This window comes from Streptomyces sp. CA-278952 (assembly GCF_028747205.1).
GTDB lineage: Bacteria > Actinomycetota > Actinomycetes > Streptomycetales > Streptomycetaceae > Streptomyces.
On record NZ_CP112880.1, the window covers coordinates 3,818,439 to 3,832,394 of the forward strand.

Annotated in this window: 13 protein-coding genes; 4 read left to right on the forward strand and 9 right to left on the reverse strand. The window is 68.5% G+C overall.

Annotated features, from left to right (window positions below; translation table 11 throughout):
• Nucleotides 1–2: 2 nt before the first annotated feature.
• The 9 genes from N7925_RS17060 to N7925_RS17100 all read right to left on the reverse strand — a co-directional run bounded on the left by N7925_RS17060 (nt 3) and on the right by N7925_RS17100 (nt 8,191).
• Nucleotides 3–293, reverse strand: coding sequence for a PAAR domain-containing protein (locus N7925_RS17060; RefSeq protein WP_265600460.1), 291 nt, complete (start codon nt 291–293; stop codon nt 3–5).
• A gap of 38 nt (nt 294–331) precedes the next feature.
• Nucleotides 332–2,278, reverse strand: a complete 1,947-nt coding sequence (locus N7925_RS17065) for a VgrG-related protein (RefSeq protein WP_274344353.1) — start codon at nt 2,276–2,278, stop codon at nt 332–334.
• Nucleotides 2,278–3,102, reverse strand: a complete 825-nt coding sequence (locus N7925_RS17070) for a CIS tube protein (RefSeq protein WP_274344354.1) — start codon at nt 3,100–3,102, stop codon at nt 2,278–2,280. The genes N7925_RS17065 and N7925_RS17070 overlap by 1 nt, the downstream gene beginning before the upstream one ends.
• 5 nt (nt 3,103–3,107) lie before the next feature.
• Nucleotides 3,108–3,545 (reverse strand): phage tail protein, encoded by a 438-nt coding sequence (locus tag N7925_RS17075; protein WP_265600463.1) that lies wholly within the window; start codon nt 3,543–3,545, stop codon nt 3,108–3,110.
• A 67-nt stretch (nt 3,546–3,612) separates the two neighbouring features.
• Nucleotides 3,613–4,035 carry a hypothetical protein gene (locus tag N7925_RS17080; protein ID WP_274344355.1) on the reverse strand — a complete coding sequence of 141 codons (423 nt, stop codon included), beginning with the start codon at nt 4,033–4,035 and terminating at the stop codon, nt 3,613–3,615.
• A 1,450-nt stretch (nt 4,036–5,485) separates the two neighbouring features.
• On the reverse strand, nt 5,486–5,629 hold the full coding sequence (locus N7925_RS17085) for a DUF6760 family protein (RefSeq protein WP_007457431.1): 144 nt from the start codon (nt 5,627–5,629) through the stop codon (nt 5,486–5,488).
• On the reverse strand, nt 5,626–6,087 hold the full coding sequence (locus N7925_RS17090) for a hypothetical protein (protein ID WP_274344356.1): 462 nt from the start codon (nt 6,085–6,087) through the stop codon (nt 5,626–5,628). Before N7925_RS17090 ends, N7925_RS17085 begins: the two co-directional genes overlap by 4 nt.
• Complete coding sequence (locus tag N7925_RS17095) at nt 6,087–6,530, reverse strand: phage tail protein (RefSeq protein WP_018960795.1); 444 nt, start codon at nt 6,528–6,530, stop codon at nt 6,087–6,089. The genes N7925_RS17090 and N7925_RS17095 overlap by 1 nt, the downstream gene beginning before the upstream one ends.
• Nucleotides 6,531–6,613: 83 nt before the next feature.
• Nucleotides 6,614–8,191, reverse strand: coding sequence for a phage tail sheath family protein (locus N7925_RS17100; RefSeq protein ID WP_274344357.1), 1,578 nt, complete (start codon nt 8,189–8,191; stop codon nt 6,614–6,616).
• Nucleotides 8,192–8,858: 667 nt separating this feature from the next.
• Here N7925_RS17100 and N7925_RS17105 point away from each other — a divergent pair.
• The 4 genes from N7925_RS17105 (at nt 8,859) to N7925_RS17120 (ending at nt 13,930) form a co-directional block, all read left to right on the forward strand.
• Nucleotides 8,859–12,314 carry a phage tail protein gene (locus N7925_RS17105; RefSeq protein ID WP_274344358.1) on the forward strand — a complete coding sequence of 1,152 codons (3,456 nt, stop codon included), beginning with the start codon at nt 8,859–8,861 and terminating at the stop codon, nt 12,312–12,314.
• Nucleotides 12,315–12,370: 56 nt separating this feature from the next.
• The gene (locus tag N7925_RS17110; RefSeq protein WP_274344359.1) at nt 12,371–13,066 is read left to right on the forward strand and encodes a hypothetical protein; all 696 of its coding nucleotides are present in this window, start codon (nt 12,371–12,373) and stop codon (nt 13,064–13,066) included.
• A gap of 184 nt (nt 13,067–13,250) precedes the next feature.
• Nucleotides 13,251–13,532 (forward strand): hypothetical protein, encoded by a 282-nt coding sequence (locus N7925_RS17115; protein WP_274344360.1) that lies wholly within the window; start codon nt 13,251–13,253, stop codon nt 13,530–13,532.
• Complete coding sequence (locus N7925_RS17120) at nt 13,532–13,930, forward strand: hypothetical protein (protein WP_018960792.1); 399 nt, start codon at nt 13,532–13,534, stop codon at nt 13,928–13,930. The genes N7925_RS17115 and N7925_RS17120 overlap by 1 nt, the downstream gene beginning before the upstream one ends.
• Nucleotides 13,931–13,956: the final 26 nt, after the last annotated feature.

Genomic DNA, 13,956 nt, shown 5'->3' on the forward strand with positions numbered 1-13,956 from the left:
GATCACCCGCCGATCAGTACGGTCGGGCAGCCGGACAGCACCGGGGAGCCGCACCCCGCCAGGTCACCGGCGCGGGCGGCCGGCTGCCCGCCGATGAACACCGTCGCGCTGCCGGGCGGCGCGAGGACGGTCGGCGGATGGGCGGCGGGCGAGGAGCACAGGTGGGCGGTCCCGACGGTGGCGGCGGGCTTCCCGCCGATGAGCACGGACAGGACTCCGGGCGGCCCGACCGTGCCGGGGTGACCCGTGGGGTCGCCGACCCGGGCTGCCGGAGCGGCTGTTGCGTCGGACATGCGGCGTGCTCCTCCCGTACGTCTTGACTGACGTAACGTCAGTTGAGTTTGATCATCGACGCGTTGACGTTCACCGAGCCTCCGCTCCTGATCTCCGTGCGGCGGCTTCCTTCGACGGTGACCTCGCCGCCCCGCACCTCCACCGGGCCCTGCGCCGCGATGCCGACCTTCCCGGTGCCGCCGTCCACGGACACGCCTCTCCGCGCGGTCAACGTGACGCTCTCGCCGCTCAGTTCGAGCGCCCCGCGCCCCGCTTCCAGGGCGACGCCGTCGGCCGCCCGGATGGAGACCTGCTCCTTGGCCTCGATGGTCACGCTGCCGTCGCTGCCGATGACGATGGCGGTGCCCTTGCGGTCGAGGTCGATCGTGAGCTTGCCGTCACCGGTACGGAGCCGGACGCCCTGGGGGCCGTTCGCCGCGTCCAGCAGCTCCAGCTGGTTTCCGCTCCTCGACGCGAAGGCGCGGCGGTTCACCGCACCGGTGGTGGGATCGACGAGTGCGTCCCCGCCTCCCGCACCTCCCGCACCACCAGAAGCACTAAACGCACTGGACGCACTGGGAGTACCGGGAGCACCAGGGGTGCCGGCGGATGGGCTCCCGCCGCCCCCCGGCCGGTCCTGCCCGTTGTACAGCCCCGCCAGGACGTACGGCCGGTCCAGATGCCCGTGCTCGAAGCCGACCAGCACCTCGTCGCCCACCTCCGGGATGAACGCCTCGCCGCCCCCCGTACCGCCGGACTGCGCCGTGCGCGCCCAGTCGCTCGCGTACTCGTCGGAGAGCCACGGGAACCGCACCTTGACCCGCCCGGACCCCTCCGGATCCTGCGTGTCCGTCACCGTCCCGCTGACCAGCCCCGCGCACCGTCCTCCACCCGCCGCCGCCGGAGAGCCGCCCGTCAGCCCGAAGAGCGACCGCTCCTGCTGCCCCGACACGGTGATCCAGGTCTCGTACCCGCGTACGGCGTCGAAGACATGGCGCGAGGTCGTCACCGTGTACCGGCCCTCGAACGGCGCGCCCACCGCGTTCAACGCCACCGCACTGCCCGCCCGCACCTCCGGATTGCCCCGGATCACCGCCTCCAGCTCCGCGAACGACCCGGCGATCCGCTCCGCCAGCGCCTTCGCCGCCTGGTCGACCTGGGCCTGCGCCCCGTACGCCGCGTCGGTCACCACGAACCGGGCCTCGCCGAACGGGGCCGACACCTCAGCCGCCGTCACCCCCAGCTCCAGCGTCGGGGACGAGCCCGCCGGGGCCCGGCCCACCAGCGGCTGCTTCGCCCGGACGTCCCAGCCGCGCACCTCCACCTCGGAGACCTGCTCGGCGGCCGACACCCCGGCCCGGCAGCGCAGCAGGTTGCTGCCCAGCTCCAGGACGAGCGGGTCGCGGTCGGCGCGCGCCGAGGCGTCGGGCGCGCCGCCCGCCTCCGCCGGCTTCGTGATGTGCAGCTGCCCGTCCCGTACGTACGCCTGCGCGCCCGCCTCCTCCGCGAGGCCGCGCACGAACTCCCAGTCGGTGATGTTGGGCTGGGCGATGTGTTCCAGTACGGGCCCGGCGATGTCGACCGGCCCCGGCTTCAGCCCGGCACGCTGGGCGACCTGGCCGCAGATGTCGGCGAGGGTCATGTTCTGGTAGCTGGCCACCCGGCGGCCCCGGAACAGCCGGTGCGACTCGTCGAGCCCCCGGACGACGGTGAACGTGCCGGACTCGTCGAGCTCCACCTCCAGCGCCGTGACGACCCCCTCCAGCAGCGGCTTCGGCTCGGTGCCGCCGCCCGCGCGGGCCAGCAGCCGGGCCTCGGTGCCGATCTTCAGCCCGGCCTGCTCCAGCAGCACCCGGTCGGGGTCCCGGAAGCGCAGCAGGAACAGGTCGGGGAGCGTACGGCTGTCGTCGACATAGCCCTCGACCAGCGTGTTCACGAACTTCGCGGGCAGTGGCGTGCCGTCGAACTCCACCGTCAGCGCCGTGGAGACCCCCTGCTGCGCCATCAGCCCCGCCCCCTGCCCCGGCCGGCCCCGGCGGCGCTCCGGCCCGAGGAGTCCCTGAGCCGGGCCAGCTCGTCCAGGGCGGGCAGCAGAAGCTGGGTGCCGGGCGCGAGCCGCATCGGGTCGTCGATCCCGTTCGCCTCGGCGATCACCCGCCAGGCCCCGGGGTCCCCGTACTCCCGGTGGGCGAGCGAGGGCAGCGAGTCGCCCGAGCCGACGCGGTGGACACGCCGGGCGGCCAGCGCCCCCGAGGTCGGGTTCTGGCCGGGCGTCTCGCCGCTGATCTCCTCCATGGTGACCTGGCAGACCGCCCGGATCGGCACGCCGGAGGTCGTGAACAGGGTGTACTTGGCGGCGACTTGGCTCACGTAACCGGGAAATCCCGTCAGTCCGCCCCAGTGGAAGACGACCCACGGCGGGGACGACCGCTGCTGCTGCCGGGTCTCGTCCGTCGGCACGCAGCAGGCGAAGAGCTGCTCCACCGAGGTGACGACCCGGGTGTCCTGGGTGTCGCTCGCGTCGAAGAACATCTCGACGGTGAGCTTGCTGGGCTGGGATCCCTGGTACTCCGGCGGACCCGAACTCTTCGCCCCCTTCGCCGGACTCCGCTTCCAGGAAGCCGCCTTGGTCAGGCTCAGCTCCTTGGGGTTGAACTGGAAGTCGATCCGGCCGCACGGCCCGCCGGGTGTCAGCCCGCCCCCGGTCGGCGGGGTCCGCAGCTCCAGGTAGGCGTGCTCCAGCTTGGGCCGCGCCGAGCCGCCCTTCGCCGCCGAGGCCACCCCCGACGTACCGGCCGCGCTGAACGCGATGGGGCCCGCACCGCTCATCGTCCTCAGCCCTCCATCACGTAGCCGTGGTGGGCGATCTCGATGGTCTCGATCGCGACCTTCGGCGACTCGGGTGTGAACGAGGGCCCGGTCCACCGCACGGGCACGACCTCCAGCAGCCCCCACTGGGCGACCTTCTGGCCGTCCCCGGTCCGCGCCTCGATATGCGCGGTCTTCCGGCTGAACCCGGTGGTCATCGTGGCGAACCAGCGCGCCACCTTCTCCGTCTCCCGGGTCAGCGGCCGCGACAGTTTCACGTTGGAGTACTTCAGCCGGGTCGGCAGCTGCCACAGATGCCCGTTGTTGCCGCCCTCCTCCCGGGTTTCGAGGACCACTTCGCAGCCGAGGCCCTCGCACGTGTTGAACGACCCGAGCTCGATGTCGTCGATCGTCACGACGAAGCAGACGCTGACGGCGGGGTCGCTGTCCTGGGCGGTGGCCATGACACGTACCTCTCAGTTCGGTCGAGCAGCCGATCGTTCGGGGGCGGCCCGGGCTTCACCCCGGTCCTCAGTGGCGGGTGTTGATGAGATGACCGGCGCGTTCGCGTTCCAGCCGAAGGTCGTTCTTCAGAAGCCGGCTCAGCGGGGCGTACAGGGCCCGGACCAGCTCGTCCGTGACAGCGGGAGCCCCCTTGCCGTCCTTCGGCGCAGCCGCGTCCGTTACGGGGCCGGGCCCGGGCCCCACGCCGTCCTCCGGTTCCGTTACGAGGTCGGGCTCGGGCTCGGGCGGCGGCGGTGCCTCGACGACTTCGGCGACCTCGGCGACCTCGGCGTCCCGCTGGACGACCGGCCGCGAGGTGCCGGAGACCGGCGCGCCCCCGAAGACGACACTGCCGTCGGCCATCCGCTGCGCCACCCCGGCCGCCACCGCCACGGCCCCGGCCGAGGGCAACCGGCGCTCACTGCCGGAACCCGGCAGGGAACGCGCCACCGAGGCCGGCACCGGAGGCCCTCCGACTGCCCGCCGCTGAAGGGACGCGGCGGACGCGGAAGATCCGGAGGCCACGGAGGATCCGGAGGCCACGGAGAGCGGACCTGCGGGGACGGACAACGGGGGCGCGGGCCCCAAGGAGACACCGGGACCGGCCGCCGGCCCCCCGCCCGCCGCCTCGGTCCACCGGACCGGTACGCCCTCGGGAGGCGGGGCGGAACCGCCAGGCTCCGTCGCGGGCCCCCCGTCGGGCCCGGAACCCGGCTCGGCGGCACGCTGTACGTCGACGTTCCGCGGAACCAGGGGCCGGTCGCCCAGCAGGGGGACGACGGGCCCGCTGTCGGCCGGGGCAAGGGGGGAATGCGGGACGGACGACGGACCGGAGAGGGCAGGCGGGCCGACCGACCGCTGGACGGGACGTCCGGCATCCCCGGTGGCCCCGGTACCTCCGGAAACCCCGGTACCTCCGATCCCCTCGGCGTCACCCGCACCGCCCACAAAGCCCGCACCGGGCCGGCTGGGGGACGCCTCGCCCACCAGCGGGCCCTCACCGAGCAGGGGAGCGATGGGCTGGTCCGCGCCCCCCGCCAGAACGGCATCGGCCGGGCCGGGCACAGCCGGGGCAGCAGGCGGAACCTGGCTCCCGGGGGCTTCCGGGCCGGAGGCGGCCCGCCGCTGGGCGGTCGGCGGCAGACCGGGCAGCGGCGCACCGAGCCCGGGAGCCCGCCGGGGCAGCTCCCCCGCCGGAGGCATCGCAGCCCGTTGAACACCGACGCCGCCGGAGGCCGGGGCGGGCAGCGGCTCGGGCGAAGGGGCCGGAGGCGTGGGCTCCGCCACGACGGCCCGCTCCCCCACGAGACGCCGCACGGGCAGCTCCTCCGCACCCCCGGCGACGGACGTCAGGGCCGAGTGCTCACCTCCGTACAAACGCTGTACGGGTACGGGTACGGGTACGGGTACGGATGCGGATGCGGATGCGGACACCATCCCCGGCACGGCCTCGGGCCCGCCCACTCGCCCGAAGTGGGTCGCCGCCCCCCGCATCGGCATGTCCACGGACCGCTGAGCGGCGACGGACGACGGCGACAACGGCGACGACGACGGGGCGGACTCCGCTACACCGACCCCGCGCACAAGTCCGGCCGGAGCATCAGGGCTCACCAGGTGCCCGAGCGGGGTCCCGAGCGCGGTGTCCTGACGGGTGGTGAGCGTTGCCTCGAACTCCGCTGGAGCCACAGTCAGTTGCTGCCCGGACACCACCCGCTGGATCGGCTCCAGCCGGTTCGGGTCAACCCGTTCGCCACGCTCGGCCACAGGCACGGGCGCAGGGACGACGGCGGGCACATCGTCGGAGCGGTCAGCACCGCCGGAGCGGCCACCCCGCAGCCAGGCCATCAACCCCATGAGCTCCTCGTCCCCCCCTGCACGGTGTGTTCCGTCCGGCCGCCGGCTAGTGCCCGTTGAGGCGGGCGACCTGCGCGACGAACTTCAGGCGTTCCGGATGTTCCAGGTCCAGCAGGTCGTCCAGCGGCCAGTGGAAGTGGTAGGCGAGGTACGCGACCTCCTCGTAGAGCAGGTCGGCCGCGTACGTCACGATTCCCCCAGGCGGCCACCGGCGAGATTCACCGCGAACTCCTCGTCGCAGGACGGGCAGGTGACGGCGGCGCGGGTGTGGCCCTCGGCGTTGATCCGGCGGTAGAAGTCCTGGAGGAAGGCCAGGTCGGAGGCGAACAGGTCCTCGATGACACCGGGGTGGATGTCCTCGACCGTGCCGATGCGCGTCACGACCCGGGAGATGAGGACCACCGACAGATAGGCGGAGTTCTCCCTGACCCGGTCGTCCCGCAGGGGGACCAGTTCGTCGCGTGCGGTGGCGAGGCGCATCACGCCCGTACGGTGGACGGTCCCCGACTCGTCGACGTAACCGCGCGGCAGCTCGAAGCCGAACTCCGTCCGTAACGTCTCCTGTTGGCGAGCCGAACCGCCCCGCGCTCCGGCTTCGCCGACCGCCCCGGCCTGCTCCGGGCTCTGGAACTGGACCGAGCGGCGCATCAGTCGAGTTCCATGGCCTCGTAGGTGATCGCCAGCTTCTCGGTCAGCACCGAGGTGTCGCCGGCCTTCAGGGTGCCGATCTCCAGGGACTTCGGCCAGGCGTTGATGAGCTTGTAGCGCTTGATCGGCAAGCCCTCGTAGTCGTAGACGATGACGGCGCCGTTGCGGCGGGCGTTCGTCATGCGGCCGAACCGCGAGTCCTTGATCCACCGCTCGAAGCTGTTGTCCTCGGTGAGCCCGCGCGTCACGGTGACCTCACCGGCCTTGGGGCGGCCGGGCAGCTTCTTGATGGCGTACTTGCCGTCGAAGGTGTTCTGCTTCAGCTCGATGACGTCCTGTTCCATCTTCAGACCGCTGACCTCGGTGATCTGCTTGATGATGACGCTGTCGAATTCGAGGCCGAAGGAATGCCCGACGGAACTGTCGAGATCGGGAAGTGGCACAGCAGACTCCTTACGCCGGGCTCAGGAAGGGACTGTCAACGGGGCTCTCAACGGTCCACGGTCAACGCGTCCGCGGCAGGTCGTCATTCGTCGACACCACCGCTGCCGCCGGTCAGCTGGGAGAGCCGGAAGACCACGAACTCGGCCGGTTTGACGGGGGCGACCCCGATCTCGCAGATGACCTGACCCGCATCGATGCTCTCCGGCGGGTTCGTCTCGCGGTCGCACTTCACGTAGAACGACTCCTCGGGGGTCAGCCCGAACAGCGAACCCTTGCGCCACTCGTTGACGAGGAACGCCGAGACCGTGCGTCGGACACGGGCCCACAGGGCGTCGTCGTTCGGCTCGAAGACGACCCACTGCGTACCGGCGAGGATCGACTCCTCCAGGTAGTTGAAGAGCCGGCGGACGTTCAGGTACCGCCAGGCGGGGTCGGACGCCAGTGTCCGTGCGCCCCACACCCGGATGCCGCGGCCGGGGAAGGCCCGGATGCAGTTCAGTCCGATCGGGTTGAGGAGGTCGTGCTCTCCCTTGGTGAGCTGGGTCGCCAGCGCGACGGCTCCCCGGACGACCTCGTTCGCGGGGGCCTTGTGCACGCCCCGCGTAGCGTCGTTGCGCGCCCAGACCCCGGCGATGTGCCCGCTCGGCGGTACGAGGGCGGCGCGGCCGGACGCGGGGTCGGCGACGCTGATCCAGGGGTAGTAGAGCGTGGCGTACTTGGAGTCGAAGTTGGCCTGACCGGTGCGCCAGCCGCGGATCTGCTGCGGGGTGAGCCCGGGCGGCGGGTCGAGGATGGCCACCCGGTCGCCCATCAGCTCACAGTGGGAGATCAGCCCCTGCTGGACGGCGATGACCGACTCCAGGTCGAGCAGCCCGCGCTCGTACGCGCTCATCAGGTCGGGCACGGCGATCATCGTGACCTCGTCGACCGCTTCCAGGCCGCCCAGCCCCGTACGGCGGTCGGCGTCGCCGACGTACACCTCGGGGGCCATCGCCCCGAAGCTGCCGGCGGCGGGGGCGGCCGGGGCGAGGACCACCGTCTGCGGCGCGGGCGGGGCGGGGGCGGCGCCGCGCCCCGACTCCCGTACCTCGATCAGCTCCGACTTGGCGTTGACGCGGGTGGCGACGTTGTCCTTGCTGCGCTTGGTGGTGACCGAGGGGTACGTCTCCACGACCTGGCCGTCACGCTTCACGAGGAACCGGAAGACGTCGGCGGGCGGATCGTCTCCCTCCACCGGGGCGACCTCCACGCTGATCTCGCCGCTCACACCCGGCCGGGGCCGTACGGCGTAGGGCCCGACCGGGACGTCGGCGCCGACGGGCAGTGCGCCGGCTCCCCCGGCTCCTTCTGCTTCCCCCGTGCCGCCCTCGTCGGCCCCGACGTGAGCCGCTGCCGTGCCGTCGTCGACCCGAACGATGTAGCAGACGCCGCCACCGTTGGCGAAGAAGCCGTAGACGGCGGACGCGAGGTAGGCGCCGCCGACGAAGTCGCCGAACGTGGCGACGAACTGGCTCCAGTTGGTGATCAGCGTTGGCTCGTCGAACGGCCCCTTCTGCGCGAAGCCGACGAAGGCGGCGACCGAGGTGCCCACCCCTTCGATCGGCCGGGATCCGGACTCGACCTCTTCGACGTAGACGCCGGGGGACAGGTACGACGGCATAAGGCCTCTCCTCGACACACTCCTGGACGCACTGCTCGACCGTGGGACGCGGGCCATTCTCGTCACGGGGGCGATCACCGGGAACGGACGGTCGGCCGCCCCGCCGCGCATCGAGGGCTGCCCGATGAGGCAACGCGACCGCGCCATGAGTGCCGCCCCGCCCTGCCCGGTAAGGGGTCCGCGCGCGCTGCGTACGTCCCCGGATTCCCCGGCACGGTGGCGACCACCACGCATGCCCCCCACCCGGACCGTCCGGGCCATCCGGGCCACCCGGGCCACCCGGGCCACCCGGGCCACCCGGGCCATCCGGGCCATCCGGACCACCGGGGCCGTCCGGGCGGCCTCCTGGCCGGCGGGAGCGGGAGGGGCGGGAGGAGCGGGAGGGCGGATGAAGGCGGTTCCGGAGAAGCCTTCCGCCACGCCCCCACACCACGACGCCATACGCACCCCGGAGCTCGACGCCGTACGCGCCCCGGACCACGGGCCGGCACACACGCCGGCCCTCGACTTCCCCTTTTCCTCCTCCCCCTCCTCACACCCCCCGGCCGTCGAACTCTCCCGCTCGGCAGCGCCGCGCACGGAGCGGGCGGCCACGGCCCCGCCCCCCGCCCGCCGCCCCGACCGCCGCTCCATCCAACGGCTCCAGCGGATGGCGGGGAACGGGGCGGTGTCGCGGCTGGTCGCCCAGCGGTACACGGCGCCGGTGAAGCCGTCCCCGGCGCAGTCGGCGGGCTTCCGCAAGGTGAAGGCCGATGTGGCGGGGAAGAAGACCCGGCTCGCCGCGCACGCCCCGGCAGCCAGTGAGTCGAAAGCCTCGCAGGACGCGGCGGTGGCCCCGCCGGACGACAAGGAGGCCCAGGGCAAGGCGGCGAACGCCGAGAAGATGAACGCGGCGAAGCCCGGGGAGTTCGACAAGAAGGCGTTCATCGACGCCGTGAACAAGGCGATCGACTCCCAGGCCCCCAAGAACCTCGACGAGGCCGACAAGTTCGCCAAGTCCGGCAAGGCGGACCAGGTCAAGGCGGAGGTCGACGGCAAGGTCACCGACGGCAAGGAGTCGTCGGCCAAGGACATCGACACGGCGACGAAGGCCCCGCCCGACACCTCGGCCGCCAAGGACAAGGACGTCACCCCGCTCTCCCCCGACCAGCCTCCGGGCAACCCGGGCGCACCGTCCGCCACGGACGCGGTCCCCGCAAAGCAGCCCGCGGCCGTCACGGACTTCTCCGAGGGCCCGGCTGAGAACGACAAGGCGATGGCGGATGCCGAGGTCACCGAGGAACAGCTGGCCAAGGGCAACGAACCGGACTTCAACGAGGCGCTGTCGGCGAAGAAGACCTCCGAGGCGGACGCGGCGAAGGCCCCCGCGAAGGGGAAGGCGGCGGAGGACCAGCAGCTCTCCACCGCCCAACAGAACGCGGCGGCCTCCGGAGCCCAGGCGATGGCGGGACTCACCGCGACCCGGGCCACCGCCGGCAAACAGGTGGACGGCGGCAAGAACGACACGAAGTCGAAGGACGAAAAGAAGCGCGCCGAGGTCACGGCGAAACTCCAGAAGGTCTACGACGGCACGAAGAAGGACGTCGAGGACACCCTGTCCGGCCTGGACAAGAAGGTGGACACGGCGTTCACGTCGGGCGAGAAGTCAGCGCGGGACGCGTTCACGGCCGACCACAAGAGCCGGATGAAGAAGTACAAGGACAAGCGGTACTCCGGCCTCATGGGCAAGGGCCGCTGGATCAAGGACAAGTTCGCCGGCCTGCCGAAGGCGGCGAACGACCTATACCAGGAGTCCCGCAAGCTCTACGTCTCCCGCATGCAGACGGTCATCTCCTCGGTCGCCGACATCATCGGCGCCGAACTCGGCAAGGCGAAGGCCCGCATAGCCAAGGGCCGCACGGAGCTGAAGGCCGAGGTCGACAAACTCCCGGCGGACCTCCGCCAGTTCGGCGAGGAGGCGGCGAAGGACTTCGCGGGAAAGTTCGACGACCTGGAAGCCACGGTCAACGAGAAGTCGGAACAGCTGGTCCAGGACCTGGCCCAGAAGTACACCGCCGCCCTCAACAAGATCGACGAGGAGATCAAGAAGCTCCAGGAAGCCAACAAGGGCCTCATCGACAAGGCGAAGGACGCCATCGTCGGCGCCATCAAGACGATCAACGAACTGAAGAACCTGCTCCTGGGCATTCTCGCCAAGGCCGCCTCCGCGATCATGAAGATCATCAAGGACCCGATCGGGTTCCTGGGCAACCTGGTGAAAGCGGTCGGCGCGGGCCTGAACCTCTTCATCACGAACATCGCCGACCACCTGAAGACCGGCGTCGTCTCCTGGCTGCTCGGCACAGCGGTGAAGGCGGGCCTGGACCTCCCGGCCCGCTTCGACCTCAAGGGCATCATCCAGCTCATCGGCTCGATGCTCGGCCTGACCTGGGACAGCATCCGCACCCGCATCACCCGCAAGGGCGTCCCCGACGAAGCGATGAGCGCGGTCGAAACGTCCGTCCCGGTGGCCGGCTCCCTCGCCCGCGAGGGCCCGGCCGGCGCGGTCAAGGAGATCCAGGCCGAGACGGGCGACCTCAAGGCCACCATCCTCGGCAAGCTGACGACCTACCTGATCCCCACGGTCCTCATCGCGGGCATCACCTGGATCATCTCCCTGCTCAACCCCGCCTCCGCGTTCGTCCGCGCGGTCAAGGGAATCATCGACATCGTCACGTTCATCGTGACGCAGGGCGCCCAGATCGCGGACTTCGTCAACGCGGTCCTGGACGCGGTCATCGCCATAGCCAACGGCGGCCAGGCCGGCGTCCCCAAACTCATCGAAGCCGCCCTCGCCACGAGCGTCCCCCTCCTGATCGGCTTCCTCGCCGCCCTGCTGGGCATCGGCGGCCTCGCCAACAAGGTCAAGTCGGTATTCCAGTCGGTGTCACGACCGGTCACCCGAGCCATCGACAAGATCGTCGACTTCATAGCGAAGAAGGGCAAGGCGCTCTGGAGCAAGCTCCGAGGAAAGCAGAAAAACAAGGAAAAGAACGAGAAGGAAGAAGTGAAAGGAAGAGACGACGCGCTACATTTACCGAAGAAGAGATTTCACACCACGAGCGGCGACGGACATCTTCTAACATTTTCCGAGAACAAGCCAAAAGCGGAACTCATGATTCACAGTAATCCGCTCACCGTGGAGAATTTTCTTCAGAATTGGCGTGAGGACATAGAGAGGAGCGAGGAATCCAACGAGCGCAAGGCCCAGGAGGACGCACACATCGAAGCATTTAACAGACACAAAGAAGTGAAAACAGAACAGACTTCCCTAGCGCGCAGCACGGGATCAGTTAGGCAGGCCCACCTCCAAGCATTGGTCGGCCTCCTCAATAACTTGGCAAACGCCGTTGCGAAGCATGACCCAGGCCTGATGGCCCCAATACCGGGACCCGTCCTCCCACCTTTCGTCGATCACGTGATTGCTACAAAATTTACCGCGCATTACGTCAATAACGACCTGAAAGGCAGCCCCTCCAACAAACACAAGCGACACGACGGGGTACTCAACGTCTGGAAGCACATGAAGACCCTCAATAGAGGATCAAATCATACGGCTTGGGTCAAGATGCATCTACTGCCGGACTTCCTCGGAGGTTTGGCGACCGACTCCAATCTTGTTCCAGCTCGCGGATTCACCAACAATCCATTATTCCTCGACGCCACCGAAAATCCCGCCAAGGAGGCCCTGGAGAAAGGAACCGAAAAAATCATCTGGTACAGGATAAAAGAGTTGACTTTCCATAATAGTCCCAACGGCGAGTTCCCGGACGGAGTCTTCCCTCACCAACTAGCCGCAGAGTGGGGAGGATACAAAATATCCGACGGAGAATGGAAAGCAGAGAAGGCAAGTGGATCATTCTCCGACGATCAAGACCCACCCAACGTCAACTACTGGCGAATAAATGTCGAGGGCAGCACGGCAGCAAACAACCGACTCGGACTACCGAAGAAGGATAAGACGGGAGAGGCCATTAAGAAGGGGCGCCCGTACTCCGGAATAACCGAACTGACGACTAAGCACCCAGAAATAAGGGACGCACTCATAGAGATAAACACTCAAGGCTTATTCCGCTGGGATTGAACCACAGAATAAATCGAGCACCGCCAGTCTACTAACGGACGGGATGGCACGAAGAAATGCTGGAGTACGAAGCCGAACTGATCAACATGGTCGAAGAGACAATCAGCTGTACAGAAATCCAGATCCTAGAACAGGAGGAAGGGACTCTAGGTGATTTCCTCGGCGACGCCGACAACGCCTTCAGAAGGCTTAAACAAATCGAAGGGGTAACACTGAGCCCCTCGCTGAAGAACACCTTTCACCGCTTCAATGGACTAGGGCTCCAGTGGTCTAAGTCAGGAGAGAATGAATGGCCGGGCGGCGAGTTCCGCCTAGTGCAACTGCTCGACGCTATTATAGGCGGCGCCCCGGCATGGCTAACTCAGGAAGGATGGCCAGAAGAGCAACGAGTGCTTCACTCTGATTTTCGAGTTTTCGACAGCCAATTCTACGGCGGCGTCGGGACTTTTTCCGCACTGCGCCTACAGGACGGAGTCGAGAATCCTAAGATCTGGTACTTTAACATCACTTACGGAAGCATCGAGATGGAGATAGATTACGAGGGTTACATGAACCAATTGCTACTCACTCGCGGAGTCTATTATTGGCAGTATTTATTTACTGACATACCGTTTGAACATTACAATTTTGAGGCTATCGCATCAGGCTTGAGATCTTCAATCGACTTCCTTGAGGAAAACTTCCCGGACCATGACTACAGCGAGTTGACCGCACGCCTGGATGAACGGATCAACCGACGGAGAGAAACTTGAACGTGCCCCTACACTAACCACGTGGGACCGGATGAAGATGCTGTCTTCAGCTGGCGCATTGCTGTATGCATGGTCACTCCCCGGTGATCGCAGCAGGCGCATCTCTGTTACCCGCGATCGAGTGGGTGCGGATTCCCATGCGCTGCCGGGCGCCTCGTACTAGTTGATATATTAGAATGGGCCCATGAGCGACGAAGTCACCTACAGACCAGGCGAAGGCCCCACCGCCAACGTCTCCGTCAGCCTGCATTCCGGCAACATCGCCGCCATCCGGGCGCGCGTCGGGAAGCGCGGGTTCTCCGCCTACGTGGACGCCGCCGTGCAGCGTCAGATCGAGCGGGACAACCTCGCCGAGCTGACCGCCGCGCACGAAGCGGAGCACGGTGCGTTCAGCCAGGCGGAGATCGACGCCGCCCGTGCCCTGCTGCGCGGGGACGCCGACGGCGGCGTAGGGAGCGCGGCTTGATGAACCGGCCGGGCACCCTCGTCCTCGACAGCGAAGGGCTGTCGAAGGTCGTCGCCGATGACCGCCAGGTCATGGCCCTGGTACGCGGGGCCGAGCAGGAGGACATGCGGGTCGTGACCAGCATCCTCACCCTCATCGAGGCACACCACGCGCGGGTGAACTCAGCCCGCTTCAACTGGGCCGTCTCCCGGCTGAACGTGGAGCCGGTCACCGAGGAGATCGGGCGTACGGCGATGGCACTGCTCGTCGATGCGGGCCTGCACGGGCACAAGTACGCCATCGACTCCGTGGTCGCCGCCACCGCACTCCACGCTCCGAAGCCGGCCGTGATCCTGACATCCGACCCCGAGGACCTGACCATGCTCTGCGGCGACCGCGTGCGCATCGTCAAGGTCTGATCCCCACCCTCGGGGCCGCCCCACAT

Coding starts and splice junctions, on each gene's coding strand:
- N7925_RS17060 (WP_265600460.1), bottom strand. CDS start 293: ATGTCCGACGCAACAGCCGCTCCGGCAGCCCGGGTCGGCGACCCCACG.
- N7925_RS17065 (WP_274344353.1), bottom strand. CDS start 2,278: ATGGCGCAGCAGGGGGTCTCCACGGCGCTGACGGTGGAGTTCGACGGC.
- N7925_RS17070 (WP_274344354.1), bottom strand. CDS start 3,102: ATGAGCGGTGCGGGCCCCATCGCGTTCAGCGCGGCCGGTACGTCGGGG.
- N7925_RS17075 (WP_265600463.1), bottom strand. CDS start 3,545: ATGGCCACCGCCCAGGACAGCGACCCCGCCGTCAGCGTCTGCTTCGTC.
- N7925_RS17090 (WP_274344356.1), bottom strand. CDS start 6,087: ATGCGCCGCTCGGTCCAGTTCCAGAGCCCGGAGCAGGCCGGGGCGGTC.
- N7925_RS17100 (WP_274344357.1), bottom strand. CDS start 8,191: ATGCCGTCGTACCTGTCCCCCGGCGTCTACGTCGAAGAGGTCGAGTCC.
- N7925_RS17110 (WP_274344359.1), top strand. CDS start 12,371: ATGCTGGAGTACGAAGCCGAACTGATCAACATGGTCGAAGAGACAATC.
- N7925_RS17115 (WP_274344360.1), top strand. CDS start 13,251: ATGAGCGACGAAGTCACCTACAGACCAGGCGAAGGCCCCACCGCCAAC.
- N7925_RS17120 (WP_018960792.1), top strand. CDS start 13,532: ATGAACCGGCCGGGCACCCTCGTCCTCGACAGCGAAGGGCTGTCGAAG.